We start from the raw sequence: 21,296 nt of genomic DNA, 5'->3' as shown, positions 1-21,296 counted from the left end.
ATGCCCCATACCCAATGCCCAATGCCCAATGCCCAGCAGATATTAATTTGACACATTCTGACACAAATCGCTAAGATAAACATAGTCATAACGATTCCGCTTTTTAAGAGCTAGTTAATACTTTGTAGGTTAATTATGGTGAGAATTATTGGTATTGGCGGTAGCTTAAGATCCAACTCTTATACCCAGCTTGCTTTACAAGTAGCAGTGCAAAGGGTAGAAGCCTTGGGTGCAGAGGTAGAAATTCTCGATTTACGGCAGTTGCAGCTACCATTTTGCACTGGCGCGAAGGAGTATCCAGAGTACCCAGATGTTCTGCGGTTGCAAAATACTGTTAGTCAGGCTGATGGATTAATTTTAGCGACACCTGAGTATCATGGTGGCGTTAGTGGTGTCCTCAAAAATGCTCTAGATTTGATGAGCTTTGATCAACTGTCAGATAAAGTGGCAGGATTTATTAGTGTCTTAGGTGGACAGTCTAATAGTAATGCTCTGAACGAACTACGGTTAATTACCAGATGGGTGCATTGTTGGGCAATCCCTGAACAAATTGCGATTGGACAAGCTTGGGGTGCGTTCAGTCCTGAAGGCAAGCTACTAGATGAGAAGCTATCTCAAAGATTTGATCAATTTGCTCAGAGTTTAGTTGATAATACTCGCAAGCTGCGAGGTGTAAATTAGTTATATGGTGGGCAAATTTTTGTCCACCCTATATTTCAATACGCTTGGGTTAACGCCAAAAACCTTAAACTGTGTAGGTTGGCGTTTAGTTTTACGTAAATCCTATGTTAATCAGGAAAAATTACGAAATAGCTGTAATATCCGCTGTCGCACTCTTTCTATAATTACTTCCTCTTCAGTAGATAGCCCATCAAATAACATCTCATATATCAATGGTACGCCTAACTCTAACTCTTCTAAAAGTGTACGCTGACTAAATACATGTTGTGGTTTACCTTCTAGCATCAGCTGCCCTTTATCCATGACAAAAACCCAATCTGCCCAACGATAAACTAAATCCAAATCATGGGTTGCCATCAACAAAGTGGTTCCATCTCGATGAATCCTTTTCAAAGTCGCTATCAAGTTACGAGTATGTTTTACATCTAAATATGCAGTTGGCTCATCCAACACCAATAGTTCCGGGTGTAATACCATCACATCTGCTATAGAAACTCGCTTTTTTTGTCCTAAACTCAGATGATGTACTGGTCTTTCTGCTAAAGCAGTCAGTTCAAATTCCACTAATGCTTGCTCTACTCGGTCTTTAATTTCTGGCTCTGGTAAACCCAAATTACACAAACCGTAAGATATATCTTCTTCAACAGTAGAAGCTACTAATTGTTGTTCTGGATCTTGAAATACTAGTCCAACTTTCTGCCGTAAGTTACTAAGATAATTGCGATTATAACTTAACGGTTCATTACGCCAACGTACAATACCAGAATCAGGTTTATAAAGACCGTTAGCTAATAAAAATAGCGTCGTTTTACCACAACCATTCTGCCCAATTAACGCACACCTTTTACCAGATGGAATCTTCAGTGTTAGACCATTCAAAGCTGATTCTTGTGCGCCTGGATAGGTGTAATATACCTGCTCAAATTCAAGTAAATATTCCTGCATTTCGCCAAAATTCTAATCCTATTAATCCTACACAGCCGCAAATTGCTTCGATGATATATCGCGCTTGGGGACGATAGCGGCGGGGATGCCAAACTCGAAATTCACTCACAAAACCCCGTGATTGCAATCCCAGAGAAAACTGACTATATCGTTGTAAGGTTCGCTGTAATAATTGTCCAATTAGTAGTGCTAAACTTTTCATTCCACTACGCCAAGTACGGTAACCACCACGGGAATTTTGTGCCGTCCATAATTCCTCGGCTGTGTTCAGTAGGATGAAAATAAACCGATACATTAGTAATAACAAATCGGTTAAAAGCACTGGAAATCGTAAGTAACGCAGAGTTTGTAATATCTCCGTGAAAGGGACGGTTAACATGAGAAAATATAAGCAAGAAACAGAGGCTAATGCTCTGGTTAAAATTCCTAATGCTTGAATACTGCCATGATGACTGATATAAATATAGAAATGTCCGAGAGTTAATCCATACCACGAATCTAATTGTACGTTTGGCAAATCATTAATCGTAACTCCATTCACCATAAGTGCTGGCAAACTTGTCAAACAAAAAACTATGGTAAATGTTAACAATTTAAAATAAACACCAGCGGGAATTCTTGCATAAATAACTGTCCAAATACCCATCCAAAGTGCCATCAATATTTGCACTAGCGGATGGCTAGCCAGGGAAATAGCCAGAGTAGTAAATGCAAAAATTAGTTTATGCTCTGGTGGCAATCTTCGCAATCGATTGGTATAAGCTAAAGTGTCTAGTTGTAGGCTCATTCTTTAGGTTTTTGTTGTTGGGAACGTCCTTTATACAATCCAATTGCATAACCAACTACTCCCGCACCCAAAGCCGCTTGCGAAGCAAATAATAAGCTTTCTATTTCCCCACTAGCTGGTTCAAAAAATGATTTAAACCAGGGTTTATATTCGGGTTGTATTTCATTAATAGCCTCTTCTGCTTTGCCATCAGCACCGGAAAACTCCCCACCTCGCACAAATATTAGCGGTGCAACTGCTAAAGCGATAACTCCTAATACCAACAGCCAGTTACTCAACCCTTTTTTAGATTGACTCATTGCCACTTCCTCGCTTGATTAATTTCAACAATTCTAATTCTTGAGGATTATAAGATTGCAGCCAGTTCCACACCAACACAGTTAGTAATCCTTCACTAATTGCTAAGGGAACTTGAGTAATGGCAAAAATTCCGGCGAACTTGGTAAATGAAGCGATAAACCCACCAACAGGTGCGGGGAAAGCTAGGGCGAGTTGGATGGAAGTGATAATGTAGGTGAGTAAATCTGCGATCGCAGCTGCTAAAAATATGGCGATTTGTTGTTTACCACCTAACTTTATTGTCAGATTATATATCCAGTAAGCTAGGAAAGGGCCAGCGATCGCCATCGAAAAAGCATTTGCCCCCAACGTCGTCAAGCCGCCATGCGCCAGTAACAAAGCTTGAAACAACAATACTAAGCTACCCAAAACCGACATAGTAAGGGGGCCAAACAGCACCGCACCTAACCCTGTCCCTGTTGGGTGAGAACAGCTACCTGTGACAGAAGGGATTTTCAAAGCTGACAGCACAAAAGTAAAAGCACCAGCCAAGCCCAGGAGTAGTTTCAATTCCGGGTTAGCTTGGGTAATGCGAGTCAGACTACGCAATCCTAATAGAAAAAATGGTAATGCCACAATCCACCAAAAAATTGCCCACTGCACTGGCAAAAAACCTTCCATGATGTGCATGGCGTAGGCGGGTTTGGGTAAACCAATGACTAGATAAAAACTGATAACTCCCATCAGGGTTAGACTGACTAACGCCTGTTTTTTTCTTTTCATGAATCTGTACCTCGCAGATTTATGTAAACGAATTGATTCTAACCGGCGGGCATCCTGACTCACCTAATTTTGGTTCACAGTTGCGGGACAGCGCCGGATTTACACCGGACTTTCCCCCTTGCGTCCGATGGCTGCTTCCCATCAGAACCGATTTGAGTAACTATATCACCATTACGAGTCGTGATGCGTAAAGCCCCCGTGTTTCTAACCGGGGGATATAAGCGAATGTGCCAAATTTATTTGGCTGGGACTTTTACAAAGCGTAGTTTATTAAAACAGTTTAGAGGTCATTTCTAATTAGAGGATGTTTTAAAAGTTTTGGGCGAATATAATTCGCTACCACACAGGCTAATTCCACCTACGTGGACTAGCAGAAAATCGAGTTTTATAACCCGCGTAGGCGGGTTTTGTATGTGTAGCCGCGACTTCTAGTCGCAGAGGCAAGTATTAATTTAGACTAAAGTGAATTATTTATTTTTGAATAATACAGTAAAAATACTACCATTTGGATGATTATCTTCGATGGTAATTGTACCGGAATGTGCCTCGATCGCCATTTTGCAGAAAGCCAATCCTAAACCAATTTGCGAAATTTCTGGCATCATAGTTCCAATTTCATACTTCTCGAAAATGATTTGCCGTAAGTCTTGACGAACTCCCGAACCGGAATCAGCGACTTGCACTTTAGCACCACCTGCTGCCAAATACTCTCCTCGGAGGATGACTTGAGAATTGAAGGGGGAGAACTTAATGGCATTGGAGAGCAAATTATCCAGCACTCGACGAAAGATCACTGCATCTACTACAACAATGCCACCAGGTTCGGGAAATTCACGTATCAGGGTCAGGTTTTTTTGAGTAGCGATCGCCTCAATATCTTCTACAACTGATATACATAGCGCACAAAGATCCACTTCTGTGTAGTTGAGAACCATTTTGCCAGATTCCAGCTTTGCCATAATCAGCAAACTATCAATTAACGATTGTAGTTGTTGTCCAGCAAGTAAAATTTGATCGACTTTTCCTTGTTGTTGTTTCGGTGACAAACCTGCCAACCGAAGAATCTCTGCTCCTAAGATAATAGTGGTAAGTGGATTTCGCAGATCGTGCACAATCATATTTACCATGTCTTCTCGCATCTTGAGCAATACTTGCATACTGTCGTACTGCTGCTTAATCCGCAACATGGAATTAACTCTGGCTCGTAATTCCACACCGTTGACGGGTTTACTAATGAAGTCATCTGCACCCGTCGCCAGACATCGAGCCAAATCTTCTTTCTCAGTTAATGCTGTCACCATAATAATCGGCACTGCTTGCCATTGTGGATCGGCTTTGATGCGCCGGCAGACTTCCATCCCATCAAGATCGGGCATCATCACATCTAATAAAATCAGATCGGGCTGAAAACTATCGAGGCGATTTAGAGCTTGTTGACCACTAGGAGCGTAGTAAAGCTGGTAGTTTTCACCATCCAGTAAGGTTTCAACAACGTCAAAGTTATCGGGTTGATCGTCGATCACTAAAATAGAGGTTTGAATATCCATCGAAAATTTCCGTTACCTGCTTAAGAGTTGTTGAATTGTGCTTACAAGCTGTTTAAGTTTTACGGGTTTGGTCAAATATTCGTTAGCTCCAGCGGCTAAACAAGTTTCGCGATCGCCAGGCATGGCTAAGGCCGTTAGTGCAATGATCGGAATATGCACAAATTGCTGATCGTTACGGATACGCCGCATTGCTTCCAAGCCATCCATTCCCGGCATTTGAATGTCCATTACAATTAAGTCGGGGCGTTGAACTCTAACAAGGTCAATAGCTTGCTGTCCATTGTTTGCCAGAATCAGATGATATCCTCGACCTTCAAGATAGCCGGACATAGTATCAATATTTGCTTGATTATCTTCTGCCAGCAAAATCAAAGGAGTGTCTAGAACTGCTTCTGGTACGCCAATTAGATTTGGTGGGTTAGAAAGGGCAGAATGTTGTAGTTTATCTATAGTTGTTTGAAGTTGAGTGCGGGTAATGGGTTTGACCAGATATTCAAACGCTCCCTGAGCTAGTCCTTTGCTACGCTCATCCACAACTGAAATGATGATCGCTGGAATATATTTGGTTTTTGGGTTGGTCTTGAGTTGATTGAGCACCTCCCAACCGGATAGGTTCGGTAGTTGCAAATCCAGAATAATCAAAGCAGGTTGAACGCGCAGCACTTCTTCTACGGCTCCTTCACCTTTGGGATAGATGATGGGTTGCATTCCCATTTCGCTGAAGTAGCGAGTAATTTGGTCAGCCGCCGCAACAGAATCTTCTATAATTAAAACTTGAGCATTCTCAGCAGGTAAGTGATAGCTGGGCAATAAAGTAGTTACCTGTGTTGTTGACATATTGTCGCTAGCATGGTAGGGAATGTAGACGGTAAAACAACTTCCCTCTCCAACTTCACTCCTAACTAAGACCGTTCCTCCATGTAGGGCTACAATCTTTTGTACTAGTGCCAAACCTAGACCAGTGCCACTGTATTGACGGTTAAGGCTACTGTCAAGCTGGATAAAAGGCTGAAACAGCTTGCCAATTTCTCCAGCGGCGATACCGATGCCGGTGTCAATGATATGGAAGCAGAGGTTTGGGGAGGATGAGGGGGACAAGGGAGATGAGGCAGAGGGGCAGGGGGAAGGGTGCAGAGGAGAGGAATTTTCCCCCTGCTTCCCCTGCCTCCCCTGCTCCCCCTGCCTCTCTTCCCCTGTGCCCCCCTCCCCTTCCAGCCGGACTTCTAGCGTTACAGATCCGCCGTCTGGTGTGAACTTGACAGCGTTACTCAGCAGGTTAATCAGTACTTGACGCAGGCGGCGATCGTCTACTTGGATGCTGTCAATATGCTCAGAAATATGAGTAATAAGATGAATATTCTTTTTCAAAGCCATCTGTTTAACAAAGGCAATACTGGTATCACAGAGGCTCCTGACAGAAACATCACTCAATTGCAGTTCCAGTTTGCCAGATTCGATTTTAGACAAGTCTAGAATGTCGTTGATTAGTTCTAGCAAATGTCTACCACTGCGCTCAATAGTAGCGATCGCTTTTACTTGTCTTTCATTAATGGAGCCGAAGACACTTTCTTGTAAGCCCTCTGACATCCCCAAAATTGCATTGAGAGGTGTTCGTAGTTCATGGCTCATGTTTGCGAGAAATTCGTCTTTGAGGCGAGTGGCGCGGGCAAGTTCCATATTTGCGTTAGCAAGCTGCTCATTCGTTTGCCGTAATTGTGCTTCGGCTTGTTTGCGTTCTGTGATATCTTCATGAGATACCAGTATGCCAATCACCTCTCCTGCGCTATTGGTCAGGGGAACTTTATTCGTTCGTAGCCAGAGTTGTTCGCCATTAGCCCCTTCAAATGGCTCCTCATAGCCTAGTTTAGGTATTCGAGTGGTCATCACCATCATATCGTCTGTACAGTAGAGGTGTGCCAACTTTGCCCAAGGTAATTCAAAATCGGTCTTGCCGATAATCTCATCAGTTGTCAGTTGAGAATGGCGGATAAATGCTGGATTGCAACCAATAAACCGCGATTGGCGGTCTTTCCAGAAAACACGTTGCGGAAATGTATCTAGTACCGTTTGCAGCATTTTGCGTGATTCTTCCAGTTCTTGCGCGGTTTGTTTGCGTTCGCGGATATCAAATAGGGTGGTGCGGCTGTATAGATAGTTTCCCTCAGCATCCTTGACAGCAGTAGCGCTTACCAGCACCGGGAAAACTGTGCCATCTTTACAAACCATGTCAAGTTCCAAATCCTTCAACGAACCCTGTTTTTTGAAGCGAGGATAGTTTTGCTCGAAGGACAAGCGACTGGCTTGGGTTAAAAAATTTACCAGGGTTTGGCCAATCATTTCTTCACGGGTATAACCCAACCATTGCAGTTCAGTCTCGTTGACCTTAAGCAATCGGCCTTCGCTGTCGAGGGAATAGTAGCCACAGGGAGCATTATCGTACAAATCTTCGACCTCATGGGCATATTTCGCCAATGCCTCTTGTGCCTCTTTCCGTTCGCTGATATCAGCGATCCGGACTAGATTCATGGTACGTCCGGCTACAGTAATCGTCTTGGCTGCGATGTTTCCCCAGAAAATCTTACCCTGAAGAGTAATATATTCAATCTCTCGGCTCCATACACCTTTTGACTGCATATCTCTGACGATCGCATCTGTTTCGCTGGCAGTGAATGGACGCAGTTGGAGTGTCTGACCATTGATACTGACTAATTCAGCTTTGTCAACCGCCTCAAACAGTTCCACTGCCTGCCGATTGCAATCCAGGGTGAGCAGGGTTTGTGGATCAACCAGAAAGATGGCATCAGCAGATTCGTTAAAAATTGCTTCTCGTAAATCCCTGTTGTGGATGAGTTCTTGTTCGGCTTGTTTGCGATCGCTAATATCATAGTTAACCCCAATCATCCGTACAAGTTCACCCTGCTGGTCACGTTTGAGAATACCGTAGCCTTTGAGGAAACGAATTTCTCCACTTGGTTGAACGATGCGGAACTCGACATTATATTCTTGATTTCCTTGGATAACTTGCTCCATAGTTTCCAGCAGATAAGGGCGATCTTCCGGGTATAGGCAGTTAAACCAAGCATCAAAAGAACCGTTAAAATCAGTTTTACTCACTCCATACAGTTCGTACATCCGATCGTCCCAAATCTGCCTTGCTTGGACGAAATCATATTCCCAAATACCAAATCCTCCAGAGCGGATGGCTATGGTTAGCCGTTCGGATAGGTGATGCAACTGTTCTTCAGCAAGTTTATGATCGCTGATATCTGTCAGTGTGCCGATGTAGCCAATAATGGTGTCGTTGGTGTTAATTTCGGGTAGCACTTGGACATAAAACCAGTTGATGCTGCCATCTGGGCGTAGATGCCTGCCCTCACTCTGATAAAATTCCCTTGGGTTAACATGTCCTTGCTCAAATTTTAGAGACCATTCCCTCCCCAAACGCTCGGCGTCTTCTGGGTGCAAAGCCTGTATCCATCCCACCCCCAATGCTTCCTGTGTTGGTCTACCAGTCATCTCACTCCAGCGGTCATTAGCATAGATGCAGTTACCAAGGGCATCCAGCCGGAAAATAGCTACAGGAGCCGCTTCTGCCAAATTTGCATAACGGAGTTCGCTATCTCGAAGGGCTGTCTCTATTTGTTTTTGCTGGGTAATATCTTTGGCAATACCCAGAAAGCCGATATTGTTTCCTTCTAGATCCTGGAGAATTTTTACTGACAGAAATACAGGGAACCGCGAGCCATCTTTACGAATGTAAGTCCATTCGTTTTCATAGGTGCTTCCGTCTTGAGTGACGATAGTAAAAAATTCCCTACCAGGTGCAATTTCCCTACCCAATTTCAACGAGAGTTCTGCTGCTCGTTGGTTGAGTTCTTCCGGGTCGTGAAATGTAGTTGGATTTATTTGCCGAACAACTTCATCTGCTGTGTAGCCCAACATTTTCTGAGCGGCTGCATTGAAGGTTTGGATGCCATTTGAGTTATTAAAAATAATCGCATAGTCAGTACCATCTAAAATGGCTTGCTGCAAATTAGCGATCGCTAATAATTGAGCTTCTGCCTGTTTGCGCTGTGTAATGTTAATATGGCAACCAATCATTCGCAGGGGATTGCCGTCTCGATCCCACGCAATGACGCGACCAGAACAAATTACCCAAACGGTAGAACCATCCTTATGTCGATATCTCACCTCATTGTAAAAGGGGATTTGTCCGCGACTTTGGACGTGTTGCTCGAAAAGTTCCAGAACACCCGGTAAATCCTCTGGAAAAACCAAGCTTTGCCAGCTCTCTGGTGTATTTGGCAACTCATGATCTTCATAGCCGAACATCTGCTTGAAGGTTAAGCTCAAGTACTCCTGATTGCCCGGAATATTCCAATCCCAGTAACCTGCTAGCCCGACTTCAAGAATCTGCTCCAAAAGATGTAATTCAATTCGCAGCATTTGGGCCCGCCGCCGCTCCTCCTCTGAGAGCTTGCGTTCTGTAATATCTATCAGCACGCCCAGCATGCGCAGCAGTTTTCCGGTTGCGTCATAAACTCCCCGTCCTTTTGCCGATACCCAGTGAATGCTGCCATCTTGCCAGACAACTCGGTATTCCACAGCATAATCGGTTTGGGTGGCGATCGCTTGCCTCAGTTCCGGCTCAACCCATTTTTGATCCTCTGGATATAATTGATTGAGCCACTTTTCATAAGTCCAGTTCACATCACTCAGATCCGAACCAAAACAGCGAATTGCATTCTCGCTAGCAAATATTTGATGGGTGATTGGGTTCCATTCCCAATAGCCAATACCAGCAAAACTCAGGGTAAGTTTGAGTTTCTCTTCGCTGGCTTTTAGGGCTGCTTGTGTCCGTTGGCGTTCTGCCAGTTCTGCCTCTAATTGCTGATATGCACTTCCCTGTTGAATGGCGATCGCTATTTGCACCGCTAGTTGATCCAACAAATCTAGTTCTACAGATTGCCAATGACGAGGCGCACTACATTGGTGAGCAATTAATAATCCCCATAATTGCTCTTTGACCAAAATAGGTACTACCAGATTAGCTTTGACTTCAAATTGTTCTAGAAGTTGCAAATGACAATTCGTTAAACCAGCTTGATAAATATCGTCGATTGCTCGTTTTTTCCCTTGACGATAGTCACTTCCGGCTCCCTTTTGAAAGCAGGTGTCCAAAATCTGCTGCCCCAAAGCCACAGTCCAACCTGGAAGCACTGACTCCGCCTTAATTGTGCCGCTCATATCCGGCTGAAATTGATAGATAACTACTCTATCTGCTTTGAGAAACTGCCGCACTTCTGTAGCTGTGGTATGCAGAATCTCTTCTAATTTGAGAGACTGACGAATCCGTAAAGCGATCGCAGCAATCAGTTGTTGTTGTTCTCGACTTTGTTCTAACTGTCGAGTCAAATCCATCCGTTCAATGGCATGATGAATTGCACCTTGAAGAACTTCAGGTGTAAGTTTCTTTTTAACCAGATAATCTTGCACACCACTTTTCATCGCCCGGACAGCAGTAATTTCATCCGCTTGTCCTGTCAGCATAATCACAGCAGTTTGAGTATTGCTATGGCATTCCCGAAACTGTTGAATAAACTTCAGCCCATCACCATCGAGTGACAAAAAATTCAGCAAAATGATATCTGGTATCTCCCGTTGACACCATTTCAGTGCTGGCGTTCCCGTTTCAAACTCCAAAAAGCGGTAGGTATACAGGCTGTCTTGCTCCAAAAAGCGACGATATGCTTCCCGATCTTCAGCGCAATTATCAATCAGCAGGATTGTGAGGCAAGAAGAATGACTCATAAGTTAAAAATACAAACGCGATCGCGTTTCAAAAAAATTATAGCTCGATATCATCGTGTTAATAGCTTGATGTAAATCGAATCACGCTTGGACAAGAAAAATATAGAACAGGCAAAATACTTGAGATACCTTTATATTGCCCATCAGCGCGATGTCTTGCTCAAATCTCTTAAATTTTTTGCACTTTAATCGCTTTACAACTGGGTGTTGTAAACAAATAGGATTCGCAATTTTACCTAAACACCTCCTCAGAGCTTCAGTAAATTTGCGACCTTCAAAATTCATCCATTAATAGCCGCAAGAGCAACGCTCAAACCTCTGTTTGGCAGTGATTTTTATCATTAGTCAGACTGTTTTCAAGTTTCACATCATCGATTTTATTGGCTTGTTCTGTGCCCTTATTCTATAAAATTTCCTCTATCCTACGGATGATCTGTAGTTGCAACGTCAGTATTTCTTCAGGAATTCAAAATAGCCATTCAAGTAAATACCCTCAATTTAACCAAAAAAAAATTCCTGTTTTCCCTCGATTACATTTTCATTTAAATCCTGAATACTAAAGCTATTACAAACAATAATTACTCAAAAATATTTGTTTGTAGTCAGTTTATAGTATTTAAAAATTTCATGCTTACGTCAAATCGCCAAAGGAGTTTTAATCTAATGTCACTAGCAGGTATAGAGCGTCGATTCCAACATAAGCTAGACCTTAAAAAAGCTGTAAATCACAAATTGAATCCTGTTAATTTTGTGTTGTTACTAGTAGCTTCAATTATTCTAGGAAGCTCTAGCTTTATTATCGCTTCTTATGTATTGTCTTCAGTTAGTTCGATCATTTTATCTTCAGATACTAATCCGACATCAATTCCCTGGATTGACAATAAGTTTGACTGTCAATACAGTAGTAGAACCTGGCAGGATAGCAAGTGTTGGGATTATGAACATAATCCGACGTTTTAAAGCTGAGTCCTTTGCTCAAAGCTTACTTTTGACTTACTTCTAATTACTTGGATTACGGTTAAGCTGCATCTACCTTAAAAACCGTTTTTTTTAAATTAAGGAACAACTCAGAACTCAAATAATTAAAAAATAATATCCACTACTAAAGAAATCAGGTTTCAAAATAAATGGGACTTGTTAAAAATAATATAAAATCCCTATAAGAATATAAAAAATAATCACAGAAAACACTGAGGCTGTTTAATTAATTATAAGTAAAAATATTATTTATCTCTTTGTCAAAGATAATTCTATTCCAGGCATCTATACATAATGTTCATTAATTCTCTCATTTCTGATAATTTACAACAGACAATCATTCGTCATCCGCTCGTTGTTAGCTCTGAGGTTATGCTTCCATATGTGATTGCACTAATCAATGAAGCATCAGGTAATCATGATAGTTGGTCAATTAAAGATAGCAATTATTTGCCTCATTCAGGTAAAGATATAGCTAGCAACATATCTCAAGCTACTAGTTGTGTTTTAGTTCTAGAAAACTCGCATTTGGTGGGTATAATTACGCAACGAGATTTAATTAAACTAACAGCACAAGGTAAAAATATAGAGGATGTCAGTGTTGCCCAAGTGATGACCAGAGAGTTAATAACATTGAAACTAAGAGATTTCAAAGATGTTTTTGCTGCATTACATCTGCTGAGAAAAAATCGAATTTGTCATCTGCCTATTATTGGGGATCAAGGAGAATTAATTGGATTAGTGACTCCTAGCAGTCTGCTGACAGTTTCTATTCTACAAGCCGAACTTTACAATTATACACGAGTTAAATTTGTAGAACGCCAGAAAATTGAGGCAGAACTGCGATTAGAGCGTAATTTTATTTCTACCATTTTGAATCTAGCAGATGCTCTAGTTATAGTACTAGATTGTCAGGGAAAGATTCTTCGCTTTAATCATACTTGTGAACAAGCTACAGGTTACGCATTTGATGAAGTTAATGGAAGATTTGTTTGGGATGTGCTGCTGTTACCTGATACAACAAAATGTATCAAAGATATTTTTCAAAATTTAGCTGATAGAGAATTTCCTCAACGTTACGAAACTTCTTTAGTAACTAAAGATAGTGAGCAACGCTTAATTTCTTGGTCAAATAAGGTCTTACTTAATCGGGACAATCAAGTTGATTATATCGTCTGTACAGGCATTGACATTACTGAAAGCCGAAAAGCACAAGAGGAACTCCAGCAGACTCGCAACTTTTTACAGTCGATGATTAATAATCTGCCTGTAGCCGTCTTTGTTAAAGATGCCAAATCAGAAAGTTTTGGGACAGTCAAGCTCTGGAATCATACCTGTGAAAATATCTTTGGTATTACAGCAGAGCAGGCTATTGGCAAAACAGATTACGAATTATTCCCGAAAGAACAAGCAGACTTTTTTTGTCAAAAAGACCTAGCAACTGTTGCTAGCGGCGTACCTCAAGATATTTCTGAAGAACCTATTGACAGTCCTAGTTTTGGCAGAAGAATTTTACATACAACTAAAATTCCTTTGTATGACAAAAACCAACAACCCGAATACCTGTTGTGTATTTCCGAAGACATTACAGAATATAAACGAGCAGAAAAAAATCTGCAACAAGCAAAAGAGCAATTACAAACGGTTTTAGATGCAGTACCTGGGTTTGTTTCTTGGGTAAATGATGATGGATATTATTTAGGGGTTAATCGCCATTTAGCTGAAAGTTTTAACTTGACTACCGATGCTTTTGTTGGTCAAGAATTGGGCTTTATGGAAAACAGCCCGCAATTTACAGAATTTATGCATGAATTTTTAGATAGGCAAGATGTAGCAGATTCTAAGGTTATTGATGTCCAAATTAATAATAAAACATGCAATTATTTGCTCGTAGCTCAAAAATATCAACAAAACACAGCCGCCGTTGCTATCGGAATCGATATTACAAAACGCAAACAAGCTGAAATAGCCTTACAAAGTTTGATAGAAAGCACAGCTTCTACGACTGGACGTGACTTTTTTCCAGCATTAGTTGAGCATATTTCTTCGACTTTAGATGTCCGTAACACCTTAGTCAGTGAGTTAATTGATGAGCAAGCTCACACTTTAGGATTTTGGTCTGATGGGCAGTTACAACCCAATCTTTGCTATGACCCAAAATTAACTACATGTGAAATTTTGCTCAAGCAAGGATTTTACCACTGTAGTTCGAGAATTCAGCAACTTTTTCCTAATGCTAAAAGATTAGCTGCTATGGAAGGTGAAAGTTCTATGGGAGTTATTTTGAGTGATGATTTTGGTCAACCAATTGGCTCACTATGCATAGTAGATGACAAACCCATACCTGACCAACATAAATTTGAAGGAATTCTCAAAGTATTTGCAGCCAGAGCATCTGCTGAACTGCAAAGGCAACGAGCGCAAGAAGCTTTACAAAAACTCAATCAAGATTTAGAAGTCAGGGTTAAGCAACGTACTTTAGACTTACAACAAAGTGAGGCAGAACTTAGAGCTATTTTTAATCAAGCAGCAGTGGGAATTAAACTAGAAAGTTTAGATGGTCATTTTCTGAAAGTTAATCAAAAGTTGTGTGAAATTTTAGGCTATAGCCAAGAAGAAATACTAAAGAAAAACTTTAGAGATATCACACATCCAGAAGATATACAAATCCATCTCAATCAGTTGCAAAAATTAATAGCAGGAAAACTAGAAACATTCTCCATTGAGAAGCGCTATTTACATAAAAATGCTGATGTAATTTGGATAAATCTCACGGTTTCTCTAATTCGAGATCCGAGTGGTAAACCCATTTACGTGATCGGTGTAGTTAAAGACATACGCGAGCGCAAACAAGCTGAAGAAAATATTTGTAAAGCTTTAGTAAAAGAAAAAGAACTCAGTGAGTTGAAATCTCGTTTCATTTCTATGACCTCCCACGAGTTCCGAACTCCTTTAGCTGTGATTGCTTCCTCTGCTGGAATCTTAAAAAGTTTTAGCCATAAATTAGATGAAGAACAAAAGAATAAACATCTCCAGTGCATTCAGACTTATGTTCAACACACTACTCAACTATTAGATGATATTTTGCTAATTAATAAGGCTGAAGCTGGAAAATTAGCATTTGAACCAACTTGTGTTAATTTGATTAATTTCTGTCGTTCTTTGGTAGATGAAATTCAACTCAGTTCTCCGAATCATACCCTAGCCTTTTCTCCCCAGTACTTGGGTAATTCATCAACAGATGATCACTTTATGGCTTGTATAGACAAGAAGCTTTTGCGACAAATATTGAGCAATTTGCTTTCAAACGCTGTCAAATATTCACTAGACGGTAGCAATGTTGAAGTTGATCTGTTAGTTCAAGATAAAAGCGCAGTTTTTCTAATTCAAGATGAGGGTATTGGTATTTTACCAGAGGAGCAACAGAACTTGTTTGAACCATTCTACCGAGCTAGCAATGTTGGTAATACGCCAGGAACTGGATTAGGTTTAGCAATAGTCAAAAATTGCATAGACCTTTATAGAGGAAGAATTACCTTCGCTAGCCAGGTCGGAGTTGGTACGACATTTAGGGTAGAACTACCACTAATGACAAGTGACCTACTCCATGAAAAATATCTAATGTGTTATTAGTAAATAATTTTAGGGAACAATAAACTGCAAGAGATTTTTTGGAATCTAATGTAAATTACCAAGTTGTTAAGCTGAATAATCAGTTTTAGCAACTGCATTTACTGGTCTATAGATATCACAAAATCGCCTAATCAGAATCACTATTCAAATAAACCAATGAACAAAAAAATATTAGTAATTGAAGATGAAGTTCAAATTTGTTCAAATATTCAACAAATTCTAAGTTTCTCCGACTTTAATGCTATTACCGCAAATAATGGTTTAGAAGGATTACGACTTGCTAAAACAGAACAACCAGACCTTATTTGTTGTGACGTTATGATGCCTGAACTTGACGGTTACGGTGTACTGACAGCCTTACGCCAAGACCCGGTAACTGAATCTATCCCAGTAATTTTTCTGACTGCAAAAGTAGACCGCGGTGACTTACGCCAAGGTATGGAGTTAGGAGCCGATGATTATCTTACAAAACCTTTCTCTACAGAAGAACTTTTAAAGGCAATTAAGGTCAGATTAGAACGCGTAGAAAAACCAACTTTAATCAAACAACAATATGAGCAAGAACATCAAAAAAATACCAAATTGAAGCAGCAGATAGAGATAAATTCACAAAAACTGCAAGAGAGCCAACACCTGGCAGAAATATGCAACGAGGTTATACAAAAACTTTTACAAGATTTAGGTAATCCGCTTTCAAATATTAATATAGCGATCTATATGCTGAAAAAAGCTCAATCAGATGTTGAGCGCGATCGCTACTTGAGTATCTTACAACAAGAGTATGCTAGAGAAATGATGTTTTTGAATGAAATGAAGAATTTACAAACATTACTAACTCCAGAAAATGCCAAAATTTTGCAAAGCTTCAATGTGTTTAACAATAACAAATAATATAGTTTAGCAAAATCGAAAATTGCTCTACTATTTCATGCTATACCAATAGCATAAAATTGATATTTTTATCTTTAATAATCATAGATGAACACAATTTTAATTATAGAAGACGAACCCCAAGTCAGGGGAAATATTCAGGAGATTCTACAACTTTCTGATTTTGAAACTTTGATAGCTGCAAACGGTAAGATTGGATTAGAAATTGCTCAATCAAAATTACCAGATTTAATTATCTGTGACATTATGATGCCTGAATTAGACGGCTATAGCGTGCTGTCTGCTTTACGTAAAAATGAAGCAACTATCAATATTCCTTTAATATTTGTTACTGCTAAAGCAGAGCGTTCAGATTTTCGTCAGGGAATGGATTTTGGGGCTGATGATTATTTGACTAAACCGTTTACTCCTGAAGAACTACTCAATGCGATCGCTTCTCGTCTTGATAAACACGCTTCAGTTGAGCGCCAAACTCAAGCCAAACTAGACGAACTCAGAATGAATATTGCTCACTCATTACCTCACGAATTGAATACGCCTTTAAATGGCATTCTCGGTATGTCACAGTTGTTAATCGAAAGTTGTAGTGTCATGCCTGACTCTGAAGAAGTCGAAATTGCAGAATTAATTTACAGATCTGCCAATCGATTGAATGCATTAGTTCAAAGATTTTTGTTATATAGTGACCTGGAATTAATATCTAAAAATCCCGAAAAAGTCCGTCAAATCCAAGATAAAAAAGATAAATGTCTTGCTGAGAAAATTATTAGTGAAATCGCTCTCAAAAAAGCTATAGAAAACTGTAGACAAAAAGATTTAAAGCTGGATATCCAAGAATCTACCGTACAATTACCACAAGAAAATTTTAGTATTCTGATTGAAGAATTACTGGAGAATTCTTTTAAATTCTCTTTGCCAAGCAGCGAAATTAAAGTTCTTAGTAAGATAGAAGGTAATAAATTTAATTTGTCTGTAATTGATAATGGCAAAGGTATGGCAATTGAAGAGATTAATAAAATTGGAGCTTTCGTACAATTTAATCGAAAGTTATGGGAACAACAAGGTTCTGGCTTAGGGTTGGCTATTGTTCAGCATATAGTTAAATTATATGGTGGTGAATTTACAATTGCTAGCATTCCTGAAAAAGGAACTATTGTAAGTGTTAGTTTGCCTTGCTAGGAGATGCTTATAAATATAACTACAGCAAAATATAAGTTTACAAAATATTATAAAATAGCAATTCAGGGAGTAAAGGAAATCTATCTTAATCTTTTAGGGGATTAGTTATATTCCATAGTTTTAAGTGCGCTTTTTTAACACCAGGTTTGCACAACATGACCCTTCAACTGTTGTCCTAACCAAGGTGTATTTTGTGAAAGTGTATAAAGACTTTTCCGTTCGACTTTCCAGGTTTGCTGGGGATCAAATAAAGTAAGTTCCGCTGGTTGATGAGGTAGAATTGCACTTACTTTTTGCCCTAAACACTCTGCGGATCTAGTACTCAATGCCCGCCACAATTCTAAAGCTGTAAATTCTTCAGTTTCAACGAGATATTGCCACAGCAGAGGTAATGCTAACTCTAAACCAATTGCCCCGGCTGGTGCTTCGGCGAAAGCTTGGACTTTTTCTTCATAGCTATAGGGTGTGTGATCAATAGCGATCGCATCTATCACACCCGCACGCACCCCTGCACGCAACGCCGCGACATCACTGGGATTACCTAAAGGCGGGTCTAAATGCAAGCTGGTGTGATAACTCTTAATTGCTTTGGTATCAAGTAAAAGGTGCATCCAGGTGGTGCTGGCGGTGATGGGTAAACCAGCAGCCTTTGCTGAAGCGATTAATTCCACACTGCGAGCTGTAGAGACACGCATGATATGGACTGGTGTGCCTATAGTTGCAACCAATTCAAGCATAGCTGCGATCGCAGTAGTTTCAGCACTGGCAGGAATTGGGGGTAAACCAAAACGGAGAGCATTCGCCCCTTCTCTCATTACACCATTTGCTGCTAACTGGCGATCGCTAGGCCAAAATGCTACTGGTTTACCCAACGGCTGAAGATACTCCAATACTCGCCGCACCAGCGCCAAATTTTCTAACGGCTTACCATCGGTAAAACCAACAACTCCAGCCACCGCTAAATCTGCCAACTCCGTCAATTGCTTCCCAGCAACATCTAGGGTGATAGCACCCCAAATATGGAGCAGAGGGAGAGGGAGAGACAAGGGAGAAAAATTGCTCCTTTTTCCTTCTCTCTTTTGCTGCAACTGTGCCACAAGAGCAGGGTTATCAATAACTGGGGATGTATCGGGTAAAATGCTAACTCTGGTAAAGCCGCCAGCAGCAGCAGATTGTAAGAAAGACAAGAGGGTTTCTCGTTCTTCAAAGCCAGGTTCACCAGAGTGGCTGTACAAATCCACTAACCCAGGGCCGAGAACTAATCCCTGACAATCTCTAATTTGAGTATCAGAAGTGATGTCAGAAATGTGTGAAGCCACTTCTTGGATATAACCATCAGCAATCAGCACATCAAAGAGTTCATCGATTTTAGAAACTGGGTCAATCACCCGTACTTTTTGCAGCAGTTCAGTCATAAAAGTTTTTAGTTATGAGTTATGAGTTATGAGTTAGGAGTTAAGTAGGTAGGCATAATTCAACATAAAGTAAAATCCTAGTTCGTAATGAGCAATTCATTGAGCGAAGCAAGGATTATTAGGACTAAAGTCCTTACTACAAACTTTAATTTATTTACGTCTAGCTACTTATGAGTTATTTTTTCTTCAGTCATTGCTTCTAACTTTATTCCTTACTCTTCACTCCTAACTCCTTACTTCTCATTCCTAACTCAGCACTCAGCACTCAGCACTCAGTACTCACAAAGCCCCCGTTGCTGTTTTATCTAGTACGCCTCCACCGAAGTGAGTGGTGATGTTCATTGCTTGCAATACTGGTAAACCATCGATTCCAGACGGGTAGTCGATAACGCTAACTGCGCCATTACCCTGACGGAAATTCCAGAAATTTTCTAGCGATAAACCTAGAACATGACAAAGTAAGGTTTTATTAGTAGCGTCATGAGCTACTACTAATACAGTTTTGAATTGATTAGTTGATGCAGCTTGCACAATAGATTGCCAAGCTGCGACGCTGCGTTCCCACACTTCTTGCAAATTTTCCCCTTCAGGCATTTGCACTTGGGCTGGTACTAGCCGCCAGCGCTGCAACTCTCCTGGAAACTCTTGCTCTATCTCTGTTTCTAATTTTCCTTCCCAGAGTCCGTGACTGATTTCTCTTAAACCATCTTGCAAGTCTAACTTTACATTCGGATGTTGTTTTAAAATAATTTCTGCTGTTTCTTTAGGGCGCAGCATTGTGCTACTGACAGCAAAATCAATCGCTACCTCTTGGAGAAATTCGCCTGCTTTTTGCGACTGTTGTCTACCGTTGTCGTTAAGGGGGACATCAATTTGTCCTTGAAACCTGGTTTGGCGATTCCATTCGGTTTCACCGTGACGCACCAATAACAATCGTATTCCTTTATGATCCGGTCGCAATGAGGGTAAAGTCTCTCCCGTGTGTTGCGTCTGATTTAAAGATTCTAGCTGGACTGGTTCGCCCAATCCACCGGCAAAATTTAGTACGGTGATGCCACAGTTAGATTGTTGTATTGAATGGTAGCGACTTGGGGAAATTCCCAAGGCTGTGCTAATGAGGGCGCGATTAATACCGTTATGCCCCACTATAAGAATAGTTTCGCCTTGATGCTGGGACAAAGTTTCTTGCCAAAATTGCCGCGCTTGTTCATATATGGCAAGAACAGGAAAATGTTCTCTTGTCCCTTGTACATCATTTATCAGCATCCGCAGTTCGTCGGGGCGCTGATGCCAAGTGCGGTAGTCTTCGGCAAACTTCTGCTTGACTTCGGCAGTTATCAGCCCTGCCCATACGGGGAGGTCGATTTCTAGCAGTAAATCAGAAACTTGAATTACAGCAGATTGTTCAGGATGAGCAGCTAACTCACTATGAATAATATCTGCTGTGTGTTTCGCTCGTTGCAGGGGACTGCTATAAATAGCATTAAATAAAATATTGCTGAGGGCTTTGCCAACTTTACTGGCATCGTTACGACCTTTTTCGGTTAATGTTGACGCATCAGTGCGTCCCTGAATACGCCGTTCGGTGTTATAACCACTTTGACCGTGGCGCACAATGATGACACGAGTCATCTCAAAGCCCTCCTGTATCTAGACGATTAATTTTACTGCAAAATGATTGCAGAATTACCGACTCAGGAAGGCGGATTTAGTCAAGTGGGCAATTTTACTCTTGTAGGGGACGTAGAATAAGCAGCAAAAATAGCTGTAGGGTTTGCTCCCCGCAAGCCTATCGTGTACACACAAGTCTAATTACCCCCCTTAATCCTCCCGATGCATTGGGGAGGGTTAGGGTGGGGTAAAATGCCTGTGGAATTAGCGTTTGAGCTTAAGTTGACACCAATGTTATGTCGTAGGCTGACGCACCTTCGATTGTTGACGGTGCGGCGCTTGGCGATAATACACTCTATATTAGAGCGTCAACTTTTATATTTGGTTATTCTCTCCCCAGATCCAACTGTACTTGCAATCCATCATTGTCACTTTCAGACTGAGCGGGTGTTAAGAAAATAGAAGTGTCTGGCTGTGATAATGATTCGTTAAAGCGGATTTTGACTGGAGCTTTATTGCCTCTTCTATTATTGTTAGAGATGCTTGCTGGATTAGTTTGCTCAAAAAATCTTCCAAAGTCATCTTGGGCTGTTCTTTGATCAATTCCAACTAGAGAATCACCAGTTAGTCTGTATTCTCCTGGATTTGAATTTGATGCTGGTGACTGTGCGTATACTGGGCTGCCTAAGTTTGCAAAGGCTGCCGTAATCCCCAAGAAAGCAATAATTTTGGCGTTCATTAGTTTTGTCCAAATTA

Annotated in this window: 13 protein-coding genes and 1 riboswitch; of the genes, 4 read left to right on the top strand and 9 right to left on the bottom strand. The window is 40.9% G+C overall.

Annotation, left to right across the window (positions count from 1 at the left end):
- Nucleotides 1-135 precede the first annotated feature (135 nt).
- On the top strand, nt 136-681 hold the full coding sequence (locus HUN01_RS04515; RefSeq protein ID WP_181930271.1) for an NADPH-dependent FMN reductase: 546 nt from the start codon (nt 136-138) through the stop codon (nt 679-681).
- A gap of 111 nt (nt 682-792) precedes the next feature.
- Here the strand turns inward: HUN01_RS04515 and HUN01_RS04510 are convergent, their stop codons facing one another.
- From HUN01_RS04510 to HUN01_RS04485, 6 genes are all read right to left on the bottom strand, one after another.
- The gene (locus HUN01_RS04510; protein WP_181930270.1) at nt 793-1,626 is read right to left on the bottom strand and encodes an energy-coupling factor ABC transporter ATP-binding protein; all 834 of its coding nucleotides are present in this window, start codon (nt 1,624-1,626) and stop codon (nt 793-795) included.
- The gene (gene cbiQ / locus HUN01_RS04505) at nt 1,607-2,413 is read right to left on the bottom strand and encodes a cobalt ECF transporter T component CbiQ (protein ID WP_181930269.1); all 807 of its coding nucleotides are present in this window, start codon (nt 2,411-2,413) and stop codon (nt 1,607-1,609) included. The genes HUN01_RS04510 and cbiQ overlap by 20 nt, the downstream gene beginning before the upstream one ends.
- A complete protein-coding gene (locus tag HUN01_RS04500) occupies nt 2,410-2,712 on the bottom strand; it encodes an energy-coupling factor ABC transporter substrate-binding protein (protein WP_181930268.1) in 303 nt (100 codons plus the stop codon). The genes cbiQ and HUN01_RS04500 overlap by 4 nt, the downstream gene beginning before the upstream one ends.
- Nucleotides 2,699-3,475, bottom strand: a complete 777-nt coding sequence (locus tag HUN01_RS04495; RefSeq protein WP_181930267.1) for an energy-coupling factor ABC transporter permease — start codon at nt 3,473-3,475, stop codon at nt 2,699-2,701. Before HUN01_RS04495 ends, HUN01_RS04500 begins: the two co-directional genes overlap by 14 nt.
- A gap of 27 nt (nt 3,476-3,502) precedes the next feature.
- Nucleotides 3,503-3,642, bottom strand: a riboswitch (cobalamin riboswitch).
- A 300-nt stretch (nt 3,643-3,942) separates the two neighbouring features.
- Nucleotides 3,943-5,022, bottom strand: coding sequence for a hybrid sensor histidine kinase/response regulator (locus HUN01_RS04490; protein ID WP_181930266.1), 1,080 nt, complete (start codon nt 5,020-5,022; stop codon nt 3,943-3,945).
- A 12-nt stretch (nt 5,023-5,034) separates the two neighbouring features.
- Complete coding sequence (locus HUN01_RS04485) at nt 5,035-10,833, bottom strand: PAS domain S-box protein (RefSeq protein ID WP_181930265.1); 5,799 nt, start codon at nt 10,831-10,833, stop codon at nt 5,035-5,037.
- Nucleotides 10,834-12,105: 1,272 nt separating this feature from the next.
- On the opposite strand from HUN01_RS04485, the gene HUN01_RS04480 reads away from it, so the two are divergent.
- The 3 genes from HUN01_RS04480 to HUN01_RS04470 all read left to right on the top strand — a co-directional run bounded on the left by HUN01_RS04480 (nt 12,106) and on the right by HUN01_RS04470 (nt 17,514).
- Nucleotides 12,106-15,444 (top strand): PAS domain S-box protein, encoded by a 3,339-nt coding sequence (locus HUN01_RS04480; RefSeq protein WP_181930264.1) that lies wholly within the window; start codon nt 12,106-12,108, stop codon nt 15,442-15,444.
- Nucleotides 15,445-15,600: 156 nt separating this feature from the next.
- Nucleotides 15,601-16,335 carry a response regulator transcription factor gene (locus HUN01_RS04475; RefSeq protein ID WP_181930263.1) on the top strand — a complete coding sequence of 245 codons (735 nt, stop codon included), beginning with the start codon at nt 15,601-15,603 and terminating at the stop codon, nt 16,333-16,335.
- A gap of 87 nt (nt 16,336-16,422) precedes the next feature.
- The gene (locus HUN01_RS04470; RefSeq protein ID WP_181930262.1) at nt 16,423-17,514 is read left to right on the top strand and encodes a hybrid sensor histidine kinase/response regulator; all 1,092 of its coding nucleotides are present in this window, start codon (nt 16,423-16,425) and stop codon (nt 17,512-17,514) included.
- A gap of 134 nt (nt 17,515-17,648) precedes the next feature.
- Here the strand turns inward: HUN01_RS04470 and HUN01_RS04465 are convergent, their stop codons facing one another.
- The 3 genes from HUN01_RS04465 to HUN01_RS04455 form a co-directional block, all read right to left on the bottom strand.
- Nucleotides 17,649-18,929 carry a dihydroorotase gene (locus tag HUN01_RS04465; protein ID WP_181930261.1) on the bottom strand — a complete coding sequence of 427 codons (1,281 nt, stop codon included), beginning with the start codon at nt 18,927-18,929 and terminating at the stop codon, nt 17,649-17,651.
- 279 nt (nt 18,930-19,208) lie between these two features.
- Nucleotides 19,209-20,561, bottom strand: coding sequence for a histidine phosphatase family protein (locus HUN01_RS04460; RefSeq protein ID WP_181930260.1), 1,353 nt, complete (start codon nt 20,559-20,561; stop codon nt 19,209-19,211).
- 364 nt (nt 20,562-20,925) lie between these two features.
- Nucleotides 20,926-21,279 (bottom strand): hypothetical protein, encoded by a 354-nt coding sequence (locus HUN01_RS04455; RefSeq protein WP_181930259.1) that lies wholly within the window; start codon nt 21,277-21,279, stop codon nt 20,926-20,928.
- Nucleotides 21,280-21,296: the final 17 nt, after the last annotated feature.

The organism is Nostoc edaphicum CCNP1411 (assembly GCF_014023275.1).
Taxonomy (GTDB): domain Bacteria; phylum Cyanobacteriota; class Cyanobacteriia; order Cyanobacteriales; family Nostocaceae; genus Nostoc; species Nostoc edaphicum_A.
This window is presented reverse-complemented; position numbering and strand designations above follow the sequence as displayed.